Origin of the sequence: Nostoc sp., from assembly GCF_036916985.1 — a bacterium.
GTDB lineage: Bacteria > Cyanobacteriota > Cyanobacteriia > Cyanobacteriales > Nostocaceae > Nostoc.
This window is the reverse complement of the sequence record NZ_JBALFD010000016.1, coordinates 1-25,050: the sequence shown is the minus strand read 5'-3', so window position 1 is coordinate 25,050 and position 25,050 is coordinate 1. Positions and strand designations below refer to the sequence as shown.

Annotated in this window: 20 protein-coding genes; 12 read left to right on the top strand and 8 right to left on the bottom strand. The window is 42.0% G+C overall.

All coding sequences use genetic code 11. The annotated features are described in order from the left end of the window. Positions 1-199: 199 nt before the first annotated feature. On the top strand, positions 200-2,044 hold the full coding sequence (hrmK, locus tag V7L07_RS05020) for a hybrid histidine kinase/response regulator HrmK (RefSeq protein WP_335055639.1): 1,845 nt from the start codon (positions 200-202) through the stop codon (positions 2,042-2,044). Between the two features lie 148 nt (positions 2,045-2,192). Then, the gene (larE, locus tag V7L07_RS05015) at positions 2,193-3,017 is read left to right on the top strand and encodes an ATP-dependent sacrificial sulfur transferase LarE (RefSeq protein ID WP_335055930.1); all 825 of its coding nucleotides are present in this window, start codon (positions 2,193-2,195) and stop codon (positions 3,015-3,017) included. A 25-nt stretch (positions 3,018-3,042) separates the two neighbouring features. Here the strand turns inward: larE and V7L07_RS05010 are convergent, their stop codons facing one another. Together V7L07_RS05010 and V7L07_RS05005 are read right to left on the bottom strand one after the other, a co-directional pair. Continuing rightward, a complete protein-coding gene (locus V7L07_RS05010) occupies positions 3,043-3,399 on the bottom strand; it encodes a DUF4864 domain-containing protein (protein ID WP_335055638.1) in 357 nt (118 codons plus the stop codon). A 65-nt stretch (positions 3,400-3,464) separates the two neighbouring features. After that, the gene (locus V7L07_RS05005) at positions 3,465-4,520 is read right to left on the bottom strand and encodes an SGNH/GDSL hydrolase family protein (RefSeq protein WP_335055636.1); all 1,056 of its coding nucleotides are present in this window, start codon (positions 4,518-4,520) and stop codon (positions 3,465-3,467) included. Positions 4,521-5,272: 752 nt separating this feature from the next. Between V7L07_RS05005 and V7L07_RS05000 the strand changes: the two genes are divergently transcribed. Continuing rightward, a complete protein-coding gene (locus V7L07_RS05000; protein ID WP_073640193.1) occupies positions 5,273-5,467 on the top strand; it encodes a hypothetical protein in 195 nt (64 codons plus the stop codon). 80 nt (positions 5,468-5,547) lie between these two features. On the opposite strand, the gene V7L07_RS04995 is transcribed toward V7L07_RS05000, so the two are convergent. The 5 genes from V7L07_RS04995 to V7L07_RS04975 form a co-directional block, all read right to left on the bottom strand. Next, positions 5,548-6,453, bottom strand: a complete 906-nt coding sequence (locus V7L07_RS04995) for a DNA-methyltransferase (RefSeq protein ID WP_335055633.1) — start codon at positions 6,451-6,453, stop codon at positions 5,548-5,550. 141 nt (positions 6,454-6,594) lie between these two features. Continuing rightward, the gene (locus tag V7L07_RS04990; RefSeq protein ID WP_335055631.1) at positions 6,595-6,726 is read right to left on the bottom strand and encodes a hypothetical protein; all 132 of its coding nucleotides are present in this window, start codon (positions 6,724-6,726) and stop codon (positions 6,595-6,597) included. A 111-nt stretch (positions 6,727-6,837) separates the two neighbouring features. Beyond that, positions 6,838-7,920 carry a photosystem II q(b) protein gene (psbA, locus tag V7L07_RS04985; RefSeq protein WP_334775066.1) on the bottom strand — a complete coding sequence of 361 codons (1,083 nt, stop codon included), beginning with the start codon at positions 7,918-7,920 and terminating at the stop codon, positions 6,838-6,840. 329 nt (positions 7,921-8,249) lie between these two features. Further along, positions 8,250-9,749: an MBOAT family O-acyltransferase gene (locus tag V7L07_RS04980; protein ID WP_335055629.1), complete on the bottom strand. Its 1,500-nt coding sequence runs from the start codon at positions 9,747-9,749 to the stop codon at positions 8,250-8,252. A 97-nt stretch (positions 9,750-9,846) separates the two neighbouring features. Beyond that, a complete protein-coding gene (locus tag V7L07_RS04975) occupies positions 9,847-12,861 on the bottom strand; it encodes a DUF1574 family protein (RefSeq protein ID WP_335055627.1) in 3,015 nt (1,004 codons plus the stop codon). Positions 12,862-13,292: 431 nt separating this feature from the next. On the opposite strand from V7L07_RS04975, the gene V7L07_RS04970 reads away from it, so the two are divergent. The 5 genes from V7L07_RS04970 to V7L07_RS04950 all read left to right on the top strand — a co-directional run bounded on the left by V7L07_RS04970 (position 13,293) and on the right by V7L07_RS04950 (position 18,815). Beyond that, on the top strand, positions 13,293-13,547 hold the full coding sequence (locus V7L07_RS04970; RefSeq protein WP_335055625.1) for a hypothetical protein: 255 nt from the start codon (positions 13,293-13,295) through the stop codon (positions 13,545-13,547). Positions 13,548-13,631: 84 nt separating this feature from the next. After that, the gene (ppc, locus tag V7L07_RS04965; RefSeq protein WP_335055623.1) at positions 13,632-16,721 is read left to right on the top strand and encodes a phosphoenolpyruvate carboxylase; all 3,090 of its coding nucleotides are present in this window, start codon (positions 13,632-13,634) and stop codon (positions 16,719-16,721) included. Positions 16,722-16,897: 176 nt separating this feature from the next. Then, a complete protein-coding gene (locus V7L07_RS04960) occupies positions 16,898-17,152 on the top strand; it encodes a hypothetical protein (RefSeq protein ID WP_292853389.1) in 255 nt (84 codons plus the stop codon). A 70-nt stretch (positions 17,153-17,222) separates the two neighbouring features. After that, positions 17,223-17,528 (top strand): small RNA NsiR4-regulated ssr1528 family protein, encoded by a 306-nt coding sequence (locus tag V7L07_RS04955; RefSeq protein WP_179065827.1) that lies wholly within the window; start codon positions 17,223-17,225, stop codon positions 17,526-17,528. Positions 17,529-17,852: 324 nt separating this feature from the next. Then, complete coding sequence (locus V7L07_RS04950; protein ID WP_335055621.1) at positions 17,853-18,815, top strand: aldo/keto reductase; 963 nt, start codon at positions 17,853-17,855, stop codon at positions 18,813-18,815. 286 nt (positions 18,816-19,101) lie between these two features. Here the strand turns inward: V7L07_RS04950 and V7L07_RS04945 are convergent, their stop codons facing one another. Then, positions 19,102-19,305 (bottom strand): hypothetical protein, encoded by a 204-nt coding sequence (locus V7L07_RS04945; protein ID WP_335055619.1) that lies wholly within the window; start codon positions 19,303-19,305, stop codon positions 19,102-19,104. A 111-nt stretch (positions 19,306-19,416) separates the two neighbouring features. Between V7L07_RS04945 and V7L07_RS04940 the strand changes: the two genes are divergently transcribed. The 4 genes from V7L07_RS04940 (at position 19,417) to V7L07_RS04925 (ending at position 24,986) form a co-directional block, all read left to right on the top strand. After that, complete coding sequence (locus V7L07_RS04940) at positions 19,417-19,788, top strand: hypothetical protein (RefSeq protein WP_335055928.1); 372 nt, start codon at positions 19,417-19,419, stop codon at positions 19,786-19,788. A gap of 241 nt (positions 19,789-20,029) precedes the next feature. Further along, positions 20,030-20,476, top strand: coding sequence for a hypothetical protein (locus V7L07_RS04935; RefSeq protein ID WP_335055617.1), 447 nt, complete (start codon positions 20,030-20,032; stop codon positions 20,474-20,476). 600 nt (positions 20,477-21,076) lie between these two features. Then, complete coding sequence (gene dxs, locus V7L07_RS04930) at positions 21,077-22,984, top strand: 1-deoxy-D-xylulose-5-phosphate synthase (protein WP_335055615.1); 1,908 nt, start codon at positions 21,077-21,079, stop codon at positions 22,982-22,984. A gap of 496 nt (positions 22,985-23,480) precedes the next feature. Next, entirely contained in the window at positions 23,481-24,986 is a 1,506-nt protein-coding gene (locus V7L07_RS04925) for a calcium-binding protein (protein WP_335055614.1), read from the top strand. Positions 24,987-25,050 lie beyond the last annotated feature (64 nt).

The window sequence follows — 25,050 nt, the reverse complement described above, 5'->3', positions numbered from 1 at the left end:
CAAGTTGCTTTTAAAAAATTTTAGGTTAATGGTTCATAAAATAATTTTTTTGTCTAGCTGCTAAATTCGGCATCATAAGCTATGGTTTATAACAACATAAGTTATGGTTTATAAATAAAAAAGAATTCTCGGCTAATATGCATAAAATCCTATTCGGATTTTTATGCAAAGCTAAATTTGTTCAGCGGTCTAGTTGACCATGCAGCAGTACTCAAGCTTACCAGACCAGAACTCACTGATAGATGCAACGCCAAAACTTTTGACAACAATTGAGCAACTTCGCGCACAGCTGTGGCTGGAGAGCAGCTTAAACCAGTTGCAAAGTCGCCTTAATGATTGCCTACTTTCTGCTTGTAACACTGTCCCACAGGCAGGAGCCGCACAAGCAGAAATTTTCCAAGCTGTGGTTAACGAAATTAACAGTGCTGTTCACAGCAGTAATTTGGCACTTACAGATTGTGCCGTAGGCATCGCGTTGTTTCAACCACAAGAAACCGTTGCCACAGTTTGCTATGCTTCTCATTCTCCATCCCCAAACTCACAACCTTTATTTGTAGAAGTGCTGACAGCAGAAAAAAAGCTGCTGTTGAGATTGCAAGAAGTCATAAAACTTGAAGATTTGCAACAGCTTGAGCATCAACAACCACAGAGCGCTTGGCGGTTAGCTGATGATTCTGGTAACGTCATAGGCTGGCTGATTATCGCCACAGCTTCCCTAAGCTCTGATCGTGAATCGCTGATCAAATCACAAGCTCAACTCAGATCGCAATTGATGGCAAGGTGTGCTAGGTATTGTACTACAGCGTTGGTACAGTTGAGACATATCCTGTCTTGGTCGCAACGGTATCAACAGTTAAGTAACTCTAATCAAGAATTGGAGCGTACTAATCAACTCAAAAATCAGTTTTTGGCCAATACCAGCCACGAAATTCGCACACCGCTTAGTTCTATTATTGGGTTTACCCACCTGCTTTTAGCACCAGGGTACGAACCAACTAGAGAACGCCAGCAAGAGTATTTAAATATCATTCAGTCTAGCGGCAAGCACTTGCTAGCTCTGATTAATGATATTTTGGATCTCTCTAAAATTGAAGCAAATCAGCTAGAAGTACAGTGGGAAATAATAGATGTGCCACTGCTGTGTAGCAATGTTTTGGCACTAGTGAAAGAGAAAGCCGCTAATAAGGGTTTGAAACTGTGCTTAGAACTTGAACCCGATATTAAAACCTTAGTAGCCGATCCATTACGACTCAAGCAAATGCTGTTGAATTTAATCTTCAACGCTCTAAAGTTTACCAGTGAAGGAAGTGTTGGCTTACGGGTTACTGCCAAAGGTGTATTTGTGCATTTTACAGTTTGGGATACAGGCAGTGGCATTTCCCAAGAAGACCAAGTTCAACTATTTGAACCCTATTTCCAAATTGCTAAGGTTGTAGCAGGTGGTGTTGAAGGTACTGGTTTGGGTTTAGCAGTGACTCAGAAACTTGCCCAAATTCACGGTGGTTCTGTGAAAGTGGAATCTGAAGTAAATCGCGGCTCCCGTTTTACCCTGGTACTTCCCTTTAAACAAGAAATAGGAGTGGGGGGAGATGAGGGAGATGAAGTGGATGAGGGAGCAAAATTTTCTTCATTTCCTCTGCATTTCACACCTAGTTCCTCTGTAGAGATTTTGCTGGTAGAAAATGATTTACCAAATGCTGATTTAATGCAAATTTACCTACGTAAATTGGGATATCAAGTGACTTGGGTTAAGAATGCTGGCGAGATGTGGAAAACTCTAACTGTGTTAGAACCAGCAGTGATTTTAATGGATGTTTGTCTAACAGATGGAAATGGTCTGAGCTTAGTACAACAATTGCGAGAACATGAGCAATATCGGACGATTCCGGTAATTGTTCAAACAGCAATGGCCATGAAAGGCGATCGCGAAACTTGTCTAGCTGCTGGAGTAAATGACTATATTTCTAAACCGATTGATTTACCACTTTTAGCCAGTCTGGTAGCCAAGTACAGTAAAGCACCAACTTCGCTTGATGGGGAGTGAGGGAGCAGCGAGGGAGCAGGGAGCAGGTAGAAGAATTTTCCCCTCCGCCCCCCGCACCCCGCCCCTCTGTTTCTTTTCAATGCCCCATAACTAATGACTACAATAGAAATTGTTAGGTGCTATAGGGTTTTGGCAGGATTGGGAAATGATGCTAACAGAAAAATTTGAGCAATTAAGAGCCTTATTTACAGAAATGGAGCAGGCGTTGATTGCCTACTCTGGGGGCGTTGATAGCACTTTGGTTGCCAAAATTGCCTATGATGTCTTGGGCGATCGCGCTTTGGCTGTCACGGCTGTTTCTCCTTCACTATTACCAGAAGAGTTGGAAGACGCGAAAATTCAAGCTGCAACGATTGGGATTCCTCATAAAATCGTCCAGACTCACGAGATGGAAAATCCCAATTACACTTCTAACCCAGTTAATCGCTGTTATTTTTGCAAAAGTGAGTTGCACGACACACTCAAACCTTTAGCTTTAGAGTTGGGTTATCCTTATGTCGTGGATGGGGTAAATGCCGATGATTTGCATGATTATCGTCCAGGAATTCAGGCGGCTAAGGAAAGAGGGGCGCGATCGCCTTTAGCAGAAGTGGGTGTCACTAAAATAGAAGTCCGCCAACTTTCGCAACAACTCGGTTTACCTTGGTGGGATAAACCTGCTCAACCTTGTCTGAGTTCCCGCTTTCCTTACGGTGAAGAGATTACTGTGGCTAAGTTGCAACGAGTCGGTAGAGGAGAAATTTATCTACGAAAACTAGGTTGGCAGAATTTGCGCGTGCGATCGGAAGGAGATACAGCACGTATTGAATTACCACCAGAACAAATTAAAGAGTTTGTGTCAACTAACGATTTACAAACATTAGTTTCAGCATTTCAAGATTTTGGGTTTACCTATGTAACCTTAGATTTAGAAGGTTATCGTAGCGGTAAGTTGAATCAGGTTTTAAATCGGGAAGCCTTGGGCGTTAAATAATATTTTGGTTGTATACAGATAGAGTTTATTTACCTTCTAGAGAAACTAGAAAGCAACCGCTAATCCTCCAGATATTATTGGGCTGTTTTTCCATAAAATATAAAGCCCTTAAGGGAACTCCATCAGGAGCAAGTAGCAGCACTGGTTGAGTTATGTTTCCCTGGATGGTTGTTATTTTCTCAAAAAAGACAGAACGAGGACGGTATACTGCTGGATAGCTTGTTTTTACCATAAGCATAAAATGTTCTGCGGTTCCGAATTGCGCCTGAATTGCCGGACTAGCGAAGGTAAAAGCGCCTTGAGCGTCATCTTTTTTAAAAGCTGCCAATTGGTATTCAATTACAGAACGTATTTTGATGGTATCGGTATCAGTAACTTCCATAAATTTAAAAATTGCGTAGGCGCAGCCCGTCGTAGATATCGCTCCAATGTCGGCAAAGCGATCGCTCAATTCTCACGCTGAGTCAGCTTGTATTCTATCTGCTTTAGTGCTGTTCGCCACACGTCATATCCCTCTTGAGACAAGTGCAACCCATCTGTGGTCAACTCTGGGCGCAAATTGCCTTCCATATCTGTAAACCAGCTATAAATATTTAGATAATTAGCGCCTTCTTGTTTGGCAATCACGGTTAATTGGATGTTGATGTGACGAATGCGGCTATTGGGAATTTTTGGTAGACGAGTAGGTAAAATTGATTGGACAATAATTTGAGCTTGGGGGTGAGTCTGTCGTAAACGCCTGACAATCCGGCGGTAATTACGCAAAATTGTTTCATCACTAGCACCTTTTCGTAAGTCGTTAATCCCAGCCATGATGTAAATCACATCGGGTCGTGTTGCCGAAAATGCCCCCAATCTTTTTAAAACGCCACTAGAGGTATCTCCAGATATGCCTTGATTCAGCCACAATTTACCAGCAGGTAGTTTTTCTCTCGGAAACCACATGCTCAAAGAATCACCAACTAAGATACTTAGATGATTTGCACCTTGACCTTGAGCGATCGCTCTCGCTTCTAAAGCTAGTAAACTTTTCCAGTCGTCATAAGTTAGTTGACGTTTCTTGATCGACTCCCACAATGATTGTAAATTATCACTATCTACGCGTGTATAAATCTGACCTGTTTTCAGAGCCGCCAATCTTTGGTAGTAAAGTTGATTCCCAGATGTCAATAAGAGGGTAGTTGCTTGGGTGCTGGGGTTAAGTGATGACTCTGTTGGGGTTGGTAATCCCGGACTGCCGAATTCTGGTACGCTAGGGATGCTTTTCTCACCTTCTGATAGCTGCGAACTTTTTAAGGGTTGGAACGCTTGGCCGCTCAGTTCTGGTAAGGAGAGATCAACATTCTTGATAATTTTTGTACTGACTATTGCCTGCCAGCCCTGTTTTAAATCCCACAGGAATCTAGAATTTTCTGGCAGAACAATGGACAGATGTGGAAGAGCCGATGCTGGTATTGCTAATCCTGTTAACAAGCCTGCTGCCAACAGATAAGGGTCCCTCATCGCTTTCTCTCTCCTCTACTCACTGCTTTTCCATATCACAGCATTCGTTGTCTGTATTCAGGAAAATTTTACTTCGGTTAATCTACTATTCTTATTTACACTGTATAGTTCTGTAAAGCGTATTCACGAGATTATATTTGACAATTTACGATCTCTTTAAAGTAGGGTTTTATCAGTAGTATAGAAGTATTATTTGTGAGATATTTCTACTGAAAGCACTGATTTAGTTAGTCTACACTTTTTACACTCAGTTGTCACAAATTAAGTGTTGCCAAACTCGGCGATTAGTGATTGACTTGTGAGCATCTCAGGAGAGAGGTTTTTGCTTTTAATTAAATTACCATACTTTTCACTTTGTTATGTGAAATTGAGCAGTTCAAATGCATCAGTTATCTAAAGAGTAATAGGTGTAAGTGTAACCATCGATAATATTTATATCATACGATGGTGTGTCGTCAATGGGCAAGTATTAAGTTTGCCATACTGAGATTTTGATAACTTACTATAAGACTCATATTTGATTTTTGAAAAAACTCAGTACACGTCTATTCCCTTCCTCTCTGTTACCCGTTCCCTCCCTACACAAATAAATTCCGTAATCAAATCGGATTCCTATATACTTCATTTGAAATTTATGTTTACTCATTGAAGTATGAGTTGAAACACATTTAAATTAAGTTTTAACTCTAGAGAATAACCTCATTAGAAGTGCTAAGATTTAGGCTGAATCATTAGTGTCTCCCTTTTTTTACGTGGCTAGAGCTAGTACAGCGATTGGTGTTAGTCCCATTATTAAAGAGATTGTGCAAAAACAGGCACATTCTACACGTTTGACCCTGAAAGAAGTTATTCTCATGGGGATGTTAGCTATTGACAAACTAGATGATCAAGGTCGTCAAGAGTTAGCAGATCAAGTTCATCAAATGCAGGTAAATGGAGAAATTTAAGTAAGTAGTTATGAGTTATAAGTTACAAGTTATAATTTATAAATTTTAACTTCTGACTCTTGACTCTTCACTTAATTTAGTTATTGGCCAAATCGATAACGACTTCCCATTACGTAATTTTCATTAATTTCAAAAGATATCCAGCGGCGTTGTAGATTCTCAGAAACAAAGCCAGTTGTATTAGAACCTGCAAATGGATCTAATACTATATCACCTTCATCAGTTAAGAATTTGATGAAAAACTCGGCGAACCCTTGAGGAAAACGTGCTGGATGGGGTCTAATTTCTGCTGTTTTGCAGCGTCGTAAATAGGCACTATTAGATTCAGTATTAGCAATTTCTAGTAAATTTGGTGGAATTGCACCCTGGTTATCCTTTTGAAATTTATCAGAAATATCATGTCCACTAGGACGTATTTTTGCTTTATAGCCATTTTTGAGTAACTGTTTCATACTTTGGCTATAAGGCTTTAAAACTTTTCTATTATCTGCTTTAGGATTTGGTGTTTTAGACAACCACCAAACTGTATTTACAGAATCTTTCACACGAATCCGTCTGATTGTCACCCACTCAGCAGGGGTTGGCAGTCGCGACGGATTATAGTGGTAAAATTCTTGAGCAAGAAAGAAACCTACTTCCTTACATAATCTAACCAAAAGTTCGTATTGGTAAATACTCCGAACTGGATTACCAGGTAAGTAAGCACCACCTAAATCTAGTACGAATGAGCCATTATCTGCCAGCACTCTTTTAAATTCCGATGCAAAAGGTAAGAACCACTCAATATATTTTTCCGCACTTTCGTTACCGTATTCTTTTTTTCGTGTAAGAGCAAATGGCGGTGATGTAATAATTAAATTGATACTATTATCGTCAATGAATTTAATAAGTTTAAGGCTATCACCTAAATATGCGGCTCCATTCTGCTGGGTATAAGAGGGATTAAAAATTATTTCTTTTGGTGGCGTTATTGGTTCTTCTTGCAAGAGTAATAAGATTATCTCGTTTTTTATAGTTATAACTTGTTTTGATATTGTCTGGATATTTTATTTTAAAAGTTATTTTGTTGACGCAGAGCGATACATACGGGAAGTAAGGGACTTCTAAATCAAAAAATATCCAACTATTTATTGTGGGGTGGGCATCTTGCCATTGGTGTTAGATATTATCTCGTTATCTCGTTCCCAGTCGGAGACTGGGAATGCCATCTTAGAGGCTCCGCCTCCCTTGCTGGCGGCAGAGCCGCTTTTGAGTTGCATTTCCAGTCTGATACTGGAAACGAGGTTAAAAGAGTTTTAGCTGAATGCTTCTTCAATTAAAAAGCGCCCTCCAGAAATGGGGGGCGCTTCTTATTTAGCTAAACTTCAGTATTAACCGTTGATAGCAGGAGCAGTCATTGCTACAGGAGTAACTTCACCAGCAGCTAAGTCTAGGGGGAAGTTGTGAGCGTTACGCTCGTGCATTACTTCCATACCCAAGTTAGCGCGGTTGATTACATCTGCCCAGGTACTAATGACGCGACCTTGGGAGTCAATGATTGATTGGTTGAAGTTGAAACCGTTCAGGTTGAACGCCATCGTGCTGATACCCAAAGCGGTGAACCAGATACCGACTACAGGCCAAGCTGCGAGGAAGAAGTGCAATTGACGGCTGTTATTGAAGGAAGCGTATTGGAAGATCAAACGACCGAAGTAGCCGTGTGCCGCAACGATGTTGTAGGTTTCTTCTTCTTGACCGAACTTGTAACCGTAGTTTAGTGATTCGGTTTCGGTGGTTTCACGCACCAAGGAAGAAGTTACTAGAGAACCGTGCATCGCAGAGAACAATGAACCGCCGAATACACCAGCCACACCTAACATGTGGAAGGGGTGCATCAAGATGTTATGTTCTGCTTGGAACACAATCATGAAGTTGAAGGTTCCAGAGATACCCAAAGGCATACCATCAGAGAAAGAACCTTGACCAATTGGGTAGATCAAGAATACTGCGGTAGCGGAAGCCAAAGGTGCGCTGTAAGCTACGCAAATCCAAGGACGCATACCCAAGCGGTAAGAAAGTTCCCACTGGCGACCAAGGTAGGCAGCGCAACCGATCAAGAAGTGGAAAACTACCAATTGGTAAGGGCCGCCGTTGTACAACCACTCATCTAAGGAAGCTGCTTCCCAGATTGGGTAGAAGTGCAAGCCGATAGCGTTTGAAGAAGGAACAACTGCACCAGAGATGATGTTGTTTCCGTAGATCAAAGAACCTGCAACTGGTTCGCGGATACCATCAATGTCCACAGGAGGAGCAGCGATGAAAGCAATTACGAAGCAGGTGGTTGCAGCTAGCAGGGTAGGAATCATCAAAACACCGAACCAACCGATGTATATACGGTTTTCGGTGCTGGTGATCCACTCGCAGAAGCGATCCCATACGCTAGCGCCAGAGCGCCGTTGTAAGGTTGTGGTCATTGTTTTATAAGTGCTATGGGTTAGTTAAATATGGAACAAACGAAATAAATTTCGCCTGTTGAAATATAGTCTACATGAATTTACTTGGATGCAATCTGTGACTTAATATTCTTTAACAAGCTAGTCGAACTGTAAAGTTTTTCTACTATTAAATAAGTAATGGATTGAGGCTTTTTAAGGCATTTCAACACCTAACTAGCTATCACTTTCGAGGATGCGATCGCCTATTTATTTACCTTTACACTTCTTTACAATTAGCTGATGAGAAACATTTTAAGTCTTGTCGATTTGTAACGAAATAATAAGCTCTATATTCTCTGATGTTTCAGTTAAAAATCAAAGTAGATGTAGGGCAAACTGCCTTCAGGAGCTAATAACCAAACAGCGTAGAAACATAGAGGAACGAATACAAGTTTAAGGGGCCAGTTAAACTCTAACTTCAGCATTCGGTTGAAGGTATAGACTACAGCCATCAGGGCAGCTAAAGCTAGAAGTACCCAAGTGAGTTGGGATTGGCTCATATTTAGGGCTTCCACATAGACCTTTTCCGCAAATTGGGCGTCAGCCGGATAACCCCAAAGATGCCGAATTACTAAAGAAGAGTCTTGGAGATTAGGTAGACGGAACCAAATCCAAGAGGTAAAAACCATCAGTTGGGTTAATAACCAAGCGACAAAGATACCCAGAGGATTTTGCCAGAATTGTTCTAGATTTTCAAGGCGATCGCTTATAGAATCTGTAAGTCGATGAACCACCAAGGCTAATCCGTGGAATATGCCCCAAACAACATAACCCAAAGCAGCACCGTGCCAGATACCAGCAATTAGCATTACAAGAAATAAATTCCAGCAGGTACGGACTAAACCTTTACGGGAACCACCTAAAGGAAAGTAGACATAGTTACGCAGCCAATCTCCTAAAGTGATATGCCAGCGCCGCCAAAATTCTGAGATATTGGTGCTGAAATAGGGAAAATCGAAATTTTCTGGTAGAACCAAGCCGAAAAGCAAAGCACTCCCACGGGCAATATCTACGTAACCGTTGAAATCTAGATATAATTGCAAGCCGTAGGCGAATGTCGCTAACCAAAGATCGGTACTACCCGCCCGTTGCAAATTACCAAAACATAAATCGACGAAAATTCCCAAATGGTCTGCAAAAATTCCCTTTTTGACTGCGCCCCTAGCAATCAACCATAACGCCTCAGCTACTCTATCAGCACTGGGTAAATCTAGTGTATTGAATTGATTTGCTAAGTTGTGGTAACGCGTAATTGGGCCTGAAATCAGTTTAGCGAAGAATAATTTGTATGTAGCAAATTTGAGAAAATTATCAGTGGCAGGCGCACCGCGATAGACATCTATTAAATAGGCAATGCATTCAAAGGTGAAAAATGAAATTCCCAAGGGTGCAATCAATTTAAAAGAGCTATCTGGTGAGTTGGTTTGTATATTAAAGACAAACTTGAATAAGGGGGTTAAATACTTAAAAGCTAATAACAGTAAAACATTTAGAGTTATACCCACCCACAAAACTTTTAGACGGCGACGATTCCAATCAACTTGAGCAAATTGCCACTCTTCGTTAGAGATTTGCCAGTCAAGAGAATGTTTTCCTGGTGATGTGTTTTTACCAATTTCCAGTCCCACACGGAAATTAATAAAGGTCAAAGCTAAGAGCAATGGTATGTATTGGATGTGCAAAGATGCATAGAAAACTAAACTGGCAATTAGCAACGTCCATAATCGAAATTTCTGTTGTGCTAAAGACCAGTAAATTCCTAATACACTCAACAAGAACAGCCCATAGAAAATTGATATAAAGTTCATTTTTTAGTCATTAGTCATTAGTCATTAGTCATTAGTCATTGGGTATTGTAGATTATTCTCCCCAGTCCCCAGTCCCCAATCCCCAATCCCCAATCCCCTACTTCACTGGCCAAGGAATCATCGGATCGTTAGCCAACTTTTTCGAGACTTCGTATGCGCCAAAGCGGTTGAGGTGACTAGGATCAGAAAAGTAGTCATTTGCTTTTGGCCACTGTTGGCTCAAATCACGATAAATAAAGTTGGGATTAGTAGCCAAACGCAACATATATTGTTGAAATTGTTGCTCATATTGTCTACGCACTGGATCTAAATAATCTGCCGTCAGAGGCATATTAACAAACACTAAGGAAATTTTCTGAGCCTGGGTAAACTGAAGCACTTCTTGAAAAGCAGTATCTTGCTGTCCTTCTACCTGGAAAGATTTATAGTCGTTGTCATAATTTCCAGGAACTCTAGAATGTTTTTGATAGTATCTCGCGGGATTAAAGCGAATAGACAAGGGTAGAAAGCCATCAAAGTCAACTGCTTGCTGAGAAATGCTTTCATCTGAAGTCCCGTCTGTTAGCTGTTTTTCTGATGTAACTGTCTGATTATGACCAAATACGAGGAATTGTTTTTGCAGTAAACCTTTTATTTGGTCACGATTTTTATAACTAGCAGAAACAGACGCTAGAGCCTGATTTAAGGACTGATTGACAGCTTCATAAGTACTGATCTCCGGTTTTTCTTCGGTTGTCTTTTTTTCTCCTGAATTTACTATATTTTCTGGCAAATCATTGCTATTTACAGGGTTTGCTGTTTTTTGGAATGCTTGTTTATAACCAGCTGATGCAGCAAGCGATTTAAAGGTAATATCCTCGCGTCCGCCGTTGAAAGCACGAGCGCCATCTGCCCAAATAATTATTTTGGGTAGTTCTGATGGTTCCAGTACGTGGCGAATCACAAAGTCTACAACTTGTGCAGTAGCACCGTTGATTCCAAAGTTAAATACATCAAGATTTGGATAGCCTTGAGTTGCTAAAGCTTTAGAAAGTGCTGCGGGATCTACTCCTCTGAGGGCGCGGGAGGAGCCAATAATCAACACGTCTGGCGGAGTACCAGTTCTAGCTAGACGCTGTTTATACAGTGCTAGTTGCTCGTCTAATTGTCTGACGTTGAAACTTGGCAGTTGCGATCGCGCTGCTAAAAGAATAGCTGTTGCGGTAGCTTTTTCCTTCAGTGGTGCGGCTGCCAAATTATTTTTCGGAGTATCATCGCTTTGGGTAAATTCCGAAGCGTTAAATACAGAACTCTGATTTGGAGGAGATTTCGTTTTGGAAGTGCTGGTAAAAAATGTTGTTTTCTCACTCTGATTTTTCCCAGATGTCAAAGATGCTTGGCGTTCAGAAGATGATGGGAGGGAGACGCTAGCGACTTTTGACGAACTTGGTATAGTACGTGCAATAATTTGACCCAGTACCCAATCAGTTTGGAGGGTGAGCAATAATCCCAGTGTTCCCCAAACTAGAGCAATCTTAATTCCTTGAACATCAGGGTTATGTTCTGCTGATTGGTTACTTTCGGTAAATAGCTGGCTGTTCAACAGGAATTTTTTTGCTGTTGCCCTCGCCGTTGTCAGCCAATCTCGCGCTACTTCGGTTACTAAACTTTGAACTTCTTCTGTGGTTAATTCGGGGCGCAAAATTGGCTCACTAGTCTCAGAGGTTACTAAATCATTAATGTATTGAGAAGTAGCAGCAAATTCTGGGGTTGCCTCTGGTACTAAACGTTGGCGATGTTCAAGATCGACGCCATAATGCCAAAAAGGTTCTTTATTTCCAGCCCGGCGACCGTAGACACGTACTCCCATGATACCGGGAATTTTTAACTGGCGGATAAACTGCGTAATTTTACTTGCTACTTGTTGTCGCACTGGACAAACAGGAGCATCACACATGATGTGTAATAAATCATTTTTGTTCAGTAGAAGTACGCGAGTTCCACCTGTTAATAGCCGCCAATCCAAATCAGGATTAAGTAAACGCTCCAGTAAAAATACGATCGCAGGTTCATCGCCAGTATTGGCTAAATCTAGTGGTGATGTGGCAAAGATGGGATTATTTGCTGCGGGTAAAGTTAGCCAATCAATCCAAGTCGGCTGCATGTCGCCTGCTTTTTGTCCGTAGACTGTGGCGGCGAGAATGCCTTGAGGTGCGATCGCTTCTAGTTGCGGTAAAATTGCCTCTAAACACACTGCCTTGTCTGGAATAGGGGCAGTTCCTAAGAGATCAAAAGCTGGGATACAAAAGATATGTAGCGTTGATTCTTTTAAAGAAACTTGGACAGCAACTTTTAACCCTGATAGTACCTCAGTTAATAATCGAGCGATCGCTTGGACATCTCCCCAACGCGCCCACTCTTTGAGCATTACCTCTGGTGGGGTCAAATCTATCCGCAGCAGCCAATCAGGGGCAGTTTCGCCGCTCACCTGAGAAACAATTATGGCATCTTGGTAGCCGGAAAGCTTGAGATAACGCAGCTTTTGTGCTATTGGTTCAGCAAGCAACGATGCATCAGGGCTATAGCTCGACTGGCAAAAGATCCACAGGCGATTTTCTGCTGGCTGAGAATTCTTGGGCTGATATGGCTTAATCTTTGCCTGTACTGATACACCTAACGTACTCAGAGTTTCGCTAAGATATCGAGCGATCGCCTCTGGGTTGCCTTGGCGTGCCAAACTTTCGTTAGAGACAATTAGCGCCCCGCCCGATTGTTTGGATTTTTCTGAGTCTGCTAGTAGCGCTTGCTGCACCTCATCCAAATGCTTATCTATCTGATTCAAGTGAACTCGATGGCACCACGAGGGGCGCTGTTCCCCTTTTCTGCGGCCATAGACAAATACTTGATATATTGAGGTTTGTTCGCTACTTGTGAGGATATCTAAATTTGTTTGCTGTAATGCTTGCAGCAAGTCAGACAAAGTACGCCAACGCTGAGGACATTCAGTACCTTCACAAAGAATATGAAGGTCATTTCCCCGCAACCGGACTTTCACCCCGAAAGTGTTGATTCCTGTTGCCTGGCTTACCCATTGCGCTAAGGACTGCTGGCGATCTGGTAATACTGTTTTCATGCTCAGTTAACTTTACAGTCAGCGATTGTTGGGGGATAGTGCCTGCACTTGTAAACTAGAACCATAGGTTTATCACACTCTGACGTTTTTTTTTAACAATTTTGTTACCTTCGTAACTCATAAAATCGGCCAAGATAGTCTTGTACGGGTTGTAAGTCTGACTAATGTTGAGTTTTGCGTTTATTTTACTAATAGGGAGTCAAAATTCAAAAGTTAGCAGTTAGAGGTCAGAATAATTTTATATGACTGGCTGATGACTTGTCCTTTAAAGCCGGATTTGCGTAAACCCTTGATGGGCGAAACAGACAACAAGCTTATCCCATTTCAACTCCATCGCTTGATCGTTGGAATTACCTTAACTCCTTGTACAGACTCCTGACAGACGCGATTAATCGCGTCTCTACAATAATTCCCATAACCCAGAATTAGCAATGCCTCCTGCCAACCAACAGTCTTCACCTAAACCCGCATCCAATCTGGATTTATTTGCCATTCCCCCGTCGTTCCTTTTACAAATTGGTACAGCGTCTATATTACTGCTGCTGATTACCGGCAAAACTACAGTAAAAGCACTAGAAGCCATAGGGGAAGCCAGTGAAGAATTATTTCGAGGCGATCGCCTACCCAACCTAGATTTCCCAGATGAACACGAAATCAATCAAGATGAGAAGATATACACCAAATAATTATTTGCTCAGGAACAACCCATTGAGCATTAAGTGCAAAACCTAGAACCGTAAACACTAATTAGCTTTACAAGAATAGAGAATATGGGTTCCCTTTTATACTCTTCGTCTCAAACTGCGGATATATACCCGGTGTCGGAATTATTTTTGCGCCATCGTCTCCAGGTAGTGGAAGAATTGTGGGAGTCAGTTCTCCGGCAAGAATGTGGTCAAAATATGGTAGATTTGTTGCGGCAGTTGCGCGATTTATGTTCCCCAGAAGGACAAGCAACAAATGACCAAGCATCCTCAGCCGTCAAATTAATTGAACAACTAAATATCAACGAAGCAATTCGCGCGGCTCGTGCTTTCGCTCTATATTTTCAGCTGATTAACATCATAGAGCAGGAATACGAACAACGGCAGCAATTGAGTCGCTATGAGGCAGAAAGCGAGGAAACAGAGCCGGAAACAGCAGCCAATGTCAACTATTCCTCTAATCAAAGAGAAGATGATGCGCCTGTTAGCAAGGGACTAGCAGCAGAGTTACTGAGAAAGAGTTATCTAGAAAAGGCGCAAGTCAAACCCAAAGGTACTTTTGCTGCCTTATTTCCCTATTTATTCAAACTGAATGTACCACCCCAGCAAATTCAACGTCTAATTGCCCATCTGGATGTCCGCTTAGTTTTCACAGCGCACCCGACGGAAATTGTTCGTCATACCATCCGGGATAAGCAGCGACAAGTGGTACAACTTTTGCAAAAATTGGATGCCTTAGAAAACCATTCTGGGACTACACCAGGAGCATATCCTTGGGAAGCAGCAGATGTTCGGGAACAATTGCTCGAAGAAATTCGCCTCTGGTGGCGCACAGACGAACTTCACCAGTTTAAACCCACGGTGCTAGATGAAGTAGATTATGCCCTACACTACTTCCAAGAAGTTTTATTTGATGGCATTCCCCAACTTTATAAACGTTTCAAACACACCCTATCTAATACCTTTCCTTGGCTAGAACCACCGAGTAAAAACTTTTGCTCTTTCGGTTCCTGGGTAGGCTCAGATAGAGATGGGAACCCATCAGTTACACCCGAAATTACCTGGCAGACAGCTTGCTATCAGCGCAAAATGGTGCTAGGGAGATATATTCAGTCAGTGAAAAATCTGATTGAGTTGTTGAGTGTGTCGATGCACTGGAGTGATGTCTTACCAGACTTGCTGGAATCTTTAGAAGCGGATCAATCCCAGTTGAGTGAAGTCTACGACGCACTGGCGCTACGTTATCGACAAGAACCTTATCGGCTGAAACTGGCTTATGTACTGAAGCGACTAGAAAATACTCGCGATCGCAATCTAGCTTTGTACAATCGGGAAACGCCAACAAATCAAGATAGTCCCTTGTATCGTTCGGGAAACGATTTTTTAGCAGAACTGCGGATGATTCAGCGCAACTTGACAGAAACAGGTTTAAGTTGTCGAGAATTAGAAAATCTCATCTGTCAGGTAGAAATTTTTGGCTTTAACTTGACACAGCTAGATATTCGTCAAGAATCATCGCGCCACGCCGATGCGCTCAATGAGATACTGGAATATTTACAACTATTACCCCAACCTTACAACGACCTATCTGAGGAGCAGAGAGTCGCTTGGCTGACAGGAGAATTGCAAACCCGTCGGCCATTAATTCCGGCAGAATTGCCATTTTCTGAGAAAACCAACGATGTCATTGAAACCTTTCGCGTCGTGCGATCGCTCCAACAAGAATTTGGTCTAAATATCTGCCAAACTTACATTATCAGCATGTGCCGCGACGTAAGCGATGTGCTGGAAGTATTGCTTTTAGCCAAAGAAGCCAGACTTTTTGACCCCGCCATAGCTGTGGGAACCATTCAAGTAGTTCCTCTATTTGAGACAGTAGAAGACTTACAACGCTCCCGAAGCGTCATGCGAAACCTGTTTGAACTCCCCTTATATCGTGCTTTGTTAGCCGGCGGCTACGAACAAACAAAAGCAGAGAATGTTGTGGATGAAAACTTATCCCCCCCTGCTTCCCCTACTTCCCCTGCCCTTTCCTCCCCCCTCACCCCTAATTTACAAGAAGTAATGCTGGGGTATTCTGACAGCAACAAAGACTCTGGTTTTTTAAGTAGCAACTGGGAAATTCATAAAGCTCAAAAATCACTGCAACAAATAGCAGAAAACTACGATATAAATTTGCGGATTTTCCACGGACGCGGCGGTTCTGTGGGACGTGGTGGTGGCCCTGCTTACGAAGCGATTTTGGCTCAACCAGGTCATAGTATCAATGGGCGAATCAAGATTACCGAACAAGGAGAAGTTTTGGCTTCCAAATACTCCTTGTTGGATTTGGCACTATACCACATGGAAACCATCACCACTGCGGTGATTCAAGCTAGCCTGCTGCGGACAGGGTTTGATGATATTGAACCCTGGAATGAGATTATGGAAGAATTAGCAGCGCGATCGCGTCAACATTATCGTGCCCTAATCTACGAACAACCTGATTTTGTTGACTTCTTCCACCAAGTAACCCCAATTGAAGAAATTAGCCAGCTGCAAATTAGCTCTCGTCCCGCACGTCGTCCATCTGGTAAGAAAGATTTAAGCAGTCTGCGAGCGATTCCTTGGGTATTTAGCTGGACACAAACCCGCTTTTTACTGCCTTCCTGGTATGGCGTTGGCACAGCTTTACAAGAATTCTTGAACGAAGAACCAGAAGAACACTTGAAATTACTGCGCTACTTTTACGTTAAGTGGCCTTTTTTCAAGATGGTGATTTCTAAAGCTGAGATGACTTTGGCAAAAGTAGATATGCAAATGGCACATCACTACGTCCAGGAATTGTCCAAGCCAGAAGATAAACTTCGTTTTGCCAAGGTTTTTGACCAAATTGCCAGTGAGTTCTATCTAACAAGGGATTTGGTGTTAAAAATCACCGATCACAATCGCCTGTTAGATGGCGATCCTGTACTGCAACGATCTGTACAGTTACGCAATGGCACAATTGTACCTTTGGGATTTATCCAAGTTTCACTACTCAAGCGTCTACGGCAGTCACTAAATACAACTGCTACTTCTGGAGTAATTCATTCTCGTTATAGCAAAGGCGAGTTACTGCGAGGAGCATTGTTAACTATTAATGGCATTGCTGCTGGGATGAGAAATACGGGTTGATTGGGAATTGGGCATTGGGCATTAGCCTCGTTCCCAGCCTCCAGGCTGGGAATGTATTCCCAGAGGCAGAGCCTCTGGTCAAGAAAGAGGAGGCGGAGCCTCTCAGAATGGGTTCCCAGCCTGGAGGGTGGGAACCAGTTAATGACTAATGACTAATGACTAATGACTAATGACTAATGACTAAAAATAGAATTTTAATTTGCACTTTTTTAGCTTTGTCATCAGGTTTTTTTGGTGCTTACACCAGTGGGCAAATTACTATGATGCTGCATAGCCAAAAGTGCCAAAACCAACCTTGGGGTTTAAAGGAGATGTGCAATGCTTGGATGACGCCAGGGGCAATGTGGCAAGGTAGCACAACAGGACTTTGGACAGGCACTATCTTAGGGGCGTTTGTTGGTGGTGTGGTGACGCGACAAGCTCGTGATTAGTTAACCTTTGGCGGCTTTGGTGTCAGCAAGGCTGGTAAAATCTACCCATAGCTAAGAAGAGAAAATCACCATGCCTACCGAAACTAACTCAGGGAATCAAACTACTACTGGGGCTGATGCGATTGATGAAGCGATCGCACAGGGAATTGATTTTGATGGTTCTCCCATTCCGCCTGCCAAGTTAGAACTTTATGGTAAAGTTATGGCGCTAGAAGGCAATAGACAGCGCAGTGGTGTATCTAATACGATGCGATCGCGCATTGTGCGAATTGGTGCAAAGCACATTCCCCAAGCAGAACTCGACCAATTACTTGTAGATGCTGATTTCGCACCCCTAAAAGAAAAAGAAATTGCCTTTTTCTATAGCGGTAAATAATTGTTGATGTTTGACAACAGTTTTCATTTATTTGAACCAAATATGTTGTAGGGGCACAGCATTGCTGTGCCCTTAATACTGTTCGCTTAAGACAAGAGACGCGATGAATCGCAGGCAAAAGACGCGATGAATCGCCGTCTCTACAATTATCTCAATTCTTTACCTCACATATCTTAAATTGCCATCGGTATTTTGGCTTCTTGAGTCTTTTCCTGATCGCGTTGAAAAGTGTATCTACAGCAAGATATTGTCAACTTTGCCTTGTGTTTGAATTAGCAGGTGGCTATATGTACTTGAGTAATAGCTGAAAGACTTGGAGAACACATGTCAGGAACTACGTCAAATTCAGAAATGCAATATCGAGTACTCGGCAGCACAGGAGAGAAAGTTTCCGCGATCGGATTGGGCGGTTGGCACATCGCTTTGAAGCACGTTGATGAGCAATTGGCTATCCGTATTGTGAGAACAGCCATCGATCGCGGCATTACCTTTATGGATAACAGTTGGGATTACAACGGTGGAGTCAGCGAAATTCGTATGGGAAAAGCGCTGCGCGATCGCTACCGAGATAAAGTGTTTCTGATGACGAAAATCGATGGTCGTTCTAAAAAAGAAGCTGCAAAACAGCTAGACGAATCACTGAAACGCTTGCAAGTTGATTGCATCGATCTGGTTCAGCATCACGAAATGATTCGATACGAAGATCCCCATCGAATTTTTGACGAAGAAGGGGCGAATGCTGCCTTCATTGAGGCGCGAAAAGCTGGAAAACTCCGATACATCGGCTTCACTGGGCACAAAGATCCCCATATTCATCTACATACGCTAGAAGTTGCAGCTGCTCACGGGTTTAAATTTGATACAGTGCAGATGCCGCTAAATGTGATGGATGCCCACTACCGAAGCTTTGCAAAGCTAGTCGTACCAGAACTTGTGAAACAAAACATCGGCGTTTTGGGGATGAAAAGCTTGGCAAACGGTATTCTTTTACGGTCAAAGACTGTAACGCCAATTGAGTGTTTACACTATGCTTTGAATCTGCCGACATCGGTTGTGATTACCGGAATTGACAGTATGGAAATTCTAGAGCAAGCTTTTGAAGCAGTGCGGACATTCCAGCCTATGAATGACGAGCAAGTGCGATCGCTCTTAGCAAAAACGGCAGAAGCGGCATCACGCGGCGAGTTTGAGCCGTTCAAAACCTCATCAATCTTTGACAGCACTGCCCAAAATCCAGATTGGCTGGGAGAGGAACCACAGCGCATCCAGCAATTGATGTCAGCGTGATGCTTTTTGAGTACAACTTTGCATAAGTTCGTAACTTTTTTAAACGCAGAGGAACACAGAGGTAAACGCATAGGCGCTTCGCGTTCCCGCAGGGTAGGTACGCAGAGTTTTGCCAAAGTTAATTCGCTATGAATTAACGTGACGTGAGTTTGACAGACCTCTCCTTGCCTTGAACTAAAGTTCAAGTCTGTCCCTCTCTGAGTCGGAGAGGGACAGGTTTTGCGTAGTAAAACCAGGGAGAGGTCTTTTGGGTGGACATGCAATGAGCAGTCGAACTCAGGTTGTTTTAATGATTCTCAAAACTTACTGCAAACCTCTTAGACGTAATTGCGATCGCCACGCTATCTAATGCAACGTTCTGCAATGCCATTGTTTCGGCTGACAATGCCATTGTTTCGGCTGACAATGCCATTGTTTCGACTGACAATGCCATTGTTTCGGCTGACAATGCCATTGTTTCGGCTGACAATGCCATTGTTTTGACATGCAAAAATTAATTCACACTTTTTTTAACCTTGTTCAATCTAAAAATCTCACTTTATCGTTAGTTTTTTTGTTCTAATGGGCACATTAAATGTATGACCTATATCAGTATGCCTATATGCCCGCCCAAGATCAAACCCGCCGTCTGCCTTCTCAATCGATTAGTCAAGATATAAACTCATTGCACGGCTTACAAACCATTAGCACATACAACACCAACCGTACTGATGCCTCTGTAGCAAACTTACAGCAAGCTTATCAGACGATGCTGGTGCAGCAACAAGCCGAAACTGAAAAACTAACTTTATACCGTGCTGCTGCTGACGCGGCGCGATTAGCAGAATGGGAATTTCACAATGCTGTATTAGCCATGAAAGAAGTGATTCGCGGCCAATATGGCTCAGATAGCGATCAAGCCCAAGCAGTCGGACTGAAGAAAAAATCAGAACGCAAGCGTCCCAACCGTAAAAAGTCAGTTGCGATAGCGTAACAACCCACTGGAAGCGATCGCAAGTTAATTAACTCAAGGGCGATCGCCCATATCCAAAATTTGTAACCTGTTTACTTCGACCCTTGATTACCAAGAAATAATTTTTACTCAAAATTCAATCTATCAAAATAGTGAATTCGTTTCATAACTATTGACGCCAGAATTTCTATCTAGGGATCGATATGGCAAATAAGCTAAATAAAGTAAATTTACTATACTAAATCACATGAGATTGTCTTGTATGAAACTAAATTATGTTACAAAACAGCTTTCCACAGTAAAACGCTGGATGGCTACAACATTGCTTGGGATGTTAGCGATCGCTTTTGTTTGGCAAGGTGCATTTTTCTCGAACACCTCAGCAATGGCCGATCCTGCTGCAACCTTGATTGCATCCTCAGACGCAAGCGATCGCGCTCAAGAAAAAGCCAGTAGAGATGCTGGACGAACCAAAAATTTCATTGATGATACGGCAGACAAAGTTAAGCAAGCTGCCAAGAGCAATGCCAGTAAAGTTGACCAAGCAACAGATAATGGTAGTTTTGCTGAACGCAAAGCCAAGCAAGATGCAGCTACAATTCAAAGAAGAGCAAATGAAGATGCATCTCGGACTAAAGAAGCAGTAGATAAAACAAAAAATGCTGTTGAACGCACCGTCGAAAACATTAAAGATGCTTTTGGTAAATAAAGAATAGATATAGCAGCAACTCGTAGATCCCCGATTTCTTGAAGAAGTCGGGGATCTTGTTTTTCACGAATGATTCAGAAAAATATTAGGTTACTGGTAATACTGGATTTTCCTAAACCAATTAAGTGCTTTTATATACACATTTATTGCGCCTAGCTAAACTAGCGATCGCTGATAAAATTAGCATCCTGTCAACGCAGAACAGAAGAAACAATAGTTAAATATTTACCAGCAAATATGCTAGATATATAGTTAGAAATAAAATATTTAACTTTCTTTTTTACTAACTTAAAAAGGTGAAATTGAGTAATCCTCGTAGGGAACTTCCGCAAATTACTTCTGAAAAACTTGTTTTTCTATACGGTTTACAAACGAATCTTAAGTAGCATTACTCATTGACAAATGTGTTATAACTTTAACTGATTGCAATCTAATTTGACGAATTGTTAATGGTTAACAAATTTTTCACCATTATTAATTACGAAGTTATACTTTCCACTACAACTTAGTAACAATGTAAGAGTTTGATTCTGTGGATAACCCGACCGTGGGAAAATCAAAATACCGAAACTCGAAGTTTAGAGAGGAAAACCTTATAATATGCATCTGAGCGAAATCACCCATCCTAATCAGTTGCACGGTTTATCTGTTCGCCAACTACAACAGATTGCCCGTCAGATTCGAGATAAGCATCTCCAAACAGTAGCAGTTAATGGTGGACACTTGGGGCCAGGGTTGGGTGTTGTCGAATTGACACTAGGACTTTATCAGACACTAGACTTAGATCGGGATAAAGTGATTTGGGATGTAGGACACCAAGCTTATCCCCACAAACTGCTTACCGGACGTTACGATCGCTTCCACACCCTTAGACAAAAGGACGGAGTTGCAGGTTATCTCAAACGCGGTGAAAACAAGTTTGACCACTTTGGGGCTGGACATGCTTCTACAAGTATTTCCGCAGCATTGGGCATGGCTTTAGCGCGAGACTTGAAAGGGGAAAAATTTAAAGCTGTTGCGGTGATTGGCGATGGGGCACTAACTGGCGGTATGGCTTTAGAAGCCATCAACCATGCCGGACACATGCCGAAAACTAACCTGTTAGTTGTTCTCAACGATAACGACATGTCCATATCTCGCAACGTCGGCGCGATTCCCCGCTATCTCAACAAAATGCGCCTTAGCCAACCGGTGCAATTTATTAAAGATAATCTTGAAGAACAGTTTAAGCAAATTCCATTTGTGGGTGAATCCCTGTCTCCCGAACTCGGACGCATCAAAGAAGGTATGAAACGTTTGGCTGTTCCCAAGGTAGGTGCAGTTTTTGAAGAACTCGGCTTTACCTACATTGGGCCAGTGGATGGACATAATCTCGAAGAATTGATTACCACCTTCCAACAGGCACATCAGATACCAGGGCCAGTTTTGGTACATGTCGCAACAGTAAAAGGCAAAGGCTATGAAATTGCCGAACTAGATCAAGTTGGCTACCACGCCCAAAGCCCCTTCAACGTAGCAACTGGCAAAGCCATTCCTTCTAGTAAACCCAAACCCCCGGCTTATGCCAAAGTCTTTTCTCACACTTTGGTGAAACTTGCCGAACAAAACCCGAAAATCGTCGGCATTACTGCGGCAATGGCAACGGGGACAGGCTTAGATAAACTTCAGGCAAAACTGCCGAATCAATATATTGATGTCGGTATTGCGGAACAACACGCGATTACTCTAGCAGCAGGACTTGCAACCGAAGGTATGCGCCCCGTTGCAGCTATTTATTCCACCTTCCTGCAACGCGCCTACGACCAGATAATTCATGATGTCTGCATCCAAAACCTGCCAGTATTCTTCTGCTTGGATCGGGCAGGAATCGTAGGATCGGATGGTCCCACCCACCAAGGTATGTATGACATTGCCTATCTACGTTGCATTCCCAACATCGTAATCATGGCCCCCAAAGACGAAGCAGAACTGCAAAGCATGGTAGTAACTGGCGTTAACCATACCAGTGGCCCAATTGCAATGCGCTATCCTCGTGGTAATGGCTATGGTGTTCCCCTGATGGAGGAAGGTTGGGAACCTTTGGAAATTGGCAAAGGTGAAATTCTGCGTACAGGTGATGATGTGTTAATCGTTGCTTATGGCACAATGGTCTATCCAGGAATGCAAGCCGCTGAAATTCTCGGTGAACATGGCATTGAAGCAACTGTAATTAATGCCCGTTTCGTTAAGCCTTTGGATACCGAGTTGATTTTGCCTTTAGCTAAGAAAATCGGCCGGGTTGTCACCTTAGAAGAAGGCTGCGTGATGGGTGGGTTTGGTAGTGCGATCGCTGAAGCTTTACTAGATGCAGATATTCTGGTTCCTGTCAAGCGATTTGGTGTACCAGATGTATTGGTAGATCATGCAGAACCCAATGAATCTAAAACAGAACTAGGTTTAACTAGCCATCAAATAGCAGAGAGAGTTTTGCAAGCTTTCTTTAAGCAGCAAGTATCGGCTGTGGTTTAGCTAATTCTTTGTAGAATGAATCGCCCACACCTGAGTCACAAGTGTGGGCGATTCCCTTTTGAAAACGACAAGTTTAATATCCGTAATATGATATTTGGTTAAACCTTAGTCAATTACCGAAAACTATCAGGTATTAAATAATTACTTAAATGAAGTTTTATCGCTTTATTATCTGTATACTTAATCTAGTTAATTACTACGATTATTATACTATCAATTCAGTAGCAGTATCAATTTAGTAGCAAGCGATCGCTTGATATTTTTATGGGTTTAACGAATGAAGTTTAATCCCGTCTTTTGTTGTGGTCTTTTTCAAAAAAAACCATATTTCGATATTCAATCTATAAGAGTCCTTGTCAAAATTTCAAAACCAGAGAACAACATAATAATTAATATTCAATACTAAATATTGAGCTAAAAAAATCATGTAATACGTATTACATAATATGCTAAAGTATATCTGCATGTCTTAAACCCAAAAAAGGCTAGTAAAACGATGGCTATTCAAGGAACAAACAATAACGATAATTTAGTCGGCACTTCTGGAAATGATACGATTGAAGGCTTAAATGGTAATGATAGCCTTTCTGGTCAAGGTGGAAATGACAGATTATTAGGTGGTGCTGGAAATGATACCTTGTATGGTGGTGCCGGGAATGATGAATTTGTCTTCGAGTACTTTAATAATTCTATCGGTGCCAAAGAGCAAGATATCGTCACAGATTTTCAAAAAGGACAAGACAAAATAGATTTGAGAACTCTAGGCATCAGTGACTTCAATAATCTGTTATTGCTGACGACTAATGATACCGATGGTAACGTCATCATTAGCGTCAGATATCGAGTGTTAGATGGCGATTATTATTATCGATTGAAACTTAATGGCATTAGCAAAAGCCAATTACAAGCGAGTGATTTTATTTTCAACAGTGCAGTTGTAGATAACAACGTTATAGGAACTGCTTACAATGATGATTTGTTTGGTGGTTTCGGTAACGATACCCTGCAAGGCGATGGCGGAAATGACCGTTTATTTGGTGAACAAGGAAATGACAGATTATTAGGTGGTGCTGGCAATGATACCTTGTATGGTGGTGCCGGGAATGATGAATTTGTCTTCGAGTACTTTAATAATTCTATCGGTGCCAAAGAGCAAGATATCGTCACAGATTTTCAAAAAGGACAAGACAAAATAGATTTGAGAACTCTAGGCATCAGTGACTTCAATAATCTGTTATTGCTGACGACTAATGATACCGATGGTAACGTCATCATTAGCGTCAGATATCGAGTGTTAGATGGCGATTATTATTATCGATTGAAACTTAATGGCATTAGCAAAAGCCAATTACAAGCGAGTGATTTTATTTTCAACAGTGCAGTTGTAGATAACAACGTTATAGGAACTGCTTACAATGATGATTTGTTTGGTGGTTTCGGTAACGATACCCTGCAAGGCGATGGCGGAAATGACCGTTTATTTGGTGAACAAGGAAATGACAGATTATTAGGTGGTGCTGGCAATGATACCTTGTATGGTGGTGCCGGGAATGATGAATTTGTCTTCGAGTACTTTAATAATTCTATCGGTGCCAAAGAGCAAGATATCGTCACAGATTTTCAAAAAGGACAAGACAAAATAGATTTGAGAACTCTAGGCATCAGTGACTTCAATAATCTGTTATTGCTGACGACTAATGATACCGATGGTAACGTCATCATTAGCGTCAGATATCGAGTGTTAGATGGCGATTATTATTATCGATTGAAACTTAATGGCATTAGCAAAAGCCAATTACAAGCGAGTGATTTTATTTTCAACAGTGCAGTTGTAGATAACAACGTTATAGGAACTGCTTACAATGATGATTTGTTTGGTGGTTTCGGTAACGATACCCTGCAAGGCGATGGCGGAAATGACCGTTTATTTGGTGAACAAGGAAATGACAGATTATTAGGTGGTGCTGGCAATGATAAGCTGTTCCACATTTCAATTGCATAAATGGTAAACTAGATATATCCGTGCATTCAGCATTATTATGCCTGCCAAAGGGTTTCTAGCTCAA

Excerpts from the sequence above, each read along its gene's own strand:
- V7L07_RS04980 (WP_335055629.1), bottom strand. The coding sequence starts at position 9,749 with ATGAACTTTATATCAATTTTCTATGGGCTGTTCTTGTTGAGTGTATTA.
- V7L07_RS04940 (WP_335055928.1), top strand. The coding sequence starts at position 19,417 with ATGCCCGCCCAAGATCAAACCCGCCGTCTGCCTTCTCAATCGATTAGT.
- V7L07_RS04935 (WP_335055617.1), top strand. The coding sequence starts at position 20,030 with ATGAAACTAAATTATGTTACAAAACAGCTTTCCACAGTAAAACGCTGG.
- larE (WP_335055930.1), top strand. The coding sequence starts at position 2,193 with ATGCTAACAGAAAAATTTGAGCAATTAAGAGCCTTATTTACAGAAATG.
- hrmK (WP_335055639.1), top strand. The coding sequence starts at position 200 with ATGCAGCAGTACTCAAGCTTACCAGACCAGAACTCACTGATAGATGCA.
- V7L07_RS05010 (WP_335055638.1), bottom strand. The coding sequence starts at position 3,399 with ATGGAAGTTACTGATACCGATACCATCAAAATACGTTCTGTAATTGAA.
- dxs (WP_335055615.1), top strand. The coding sequence starts at position 21,077 with ATGCATCTGAGCGAAATCACCCATCCTAATCAGTTGCACGGTTTATCT.
- V7L07_RS05005 (WP_335055636.1), bottom strand. The coding sequence starts at position 4,520 with ATGAGGGACCCTTATCTGTTGGCAGCAGGCTTGTTAACAGGATTAGCA.
- ppc (WP_335055623.1), top strand. The coding sequence starts at position 13,632 with ATGGGTTCCCTTTTATACTCTTCGTCTCAAACTGCGGATATATACCCG.
- V7L07_RS04960 (WP_292853389.1), top strand. The coding sequence starts at position 16,898 with ATGACTAAAAATAGAATTTTAATTTGCACTTTTTTAGCTTTGTCATCA.
- V7L07_RS04975 (WP_335055627.1), bottom strand. The coding sequence starts at position 12,861 with ATGAAAACAGTATTACCAGATCGCCAGCAGTCCTTAGCGCAATGGGTA.
- V7L07_RS04990 (WP_335055631.1), bottom strand. The coding sequence starts at position 6,726 with ATGCAACTCAAAAGCGGCTCTGCCGCCAGCAAGGGAGGCGGAGCCTCT.
- psbA (WP_334775066.1), bottom strand. The coding sequence starts at position 7,920 with ATGACCACAACCTTACAACGGCGCTCTGGCGCTAGCGTATGGGATCGC.
- V7L07_RS04970 (WP_335055625.1), top strand. The coding sequence starts at position 13,293 with ATGCCTCCTGCCAACCAACAGTCTTCACCTAAACCCGCATCCAATCTG.
- V7L07_RS04950 (WP_335055621.1), top strand. The coding sequence starts at position 17,853 with ATGTCAGGAACTACGTCAAATTCAGAAATGCAATATCGAGTACTCGGC.
- V7L07_RS04925 (WP_335055614.1), top strand. The coding sequence starts at position 23,481 with ATGGCTATTCAAGGAACAAACAATAACGATAATTTAGTCGGCACTTCT.
- V7L07_RS04955 (WP_179065827.1), top strand. The coding sequence starts at position 17,223 with ATGCCTACCGAAACTAACTCAGGGAATCAAACTACTACTGGGGCTGAT.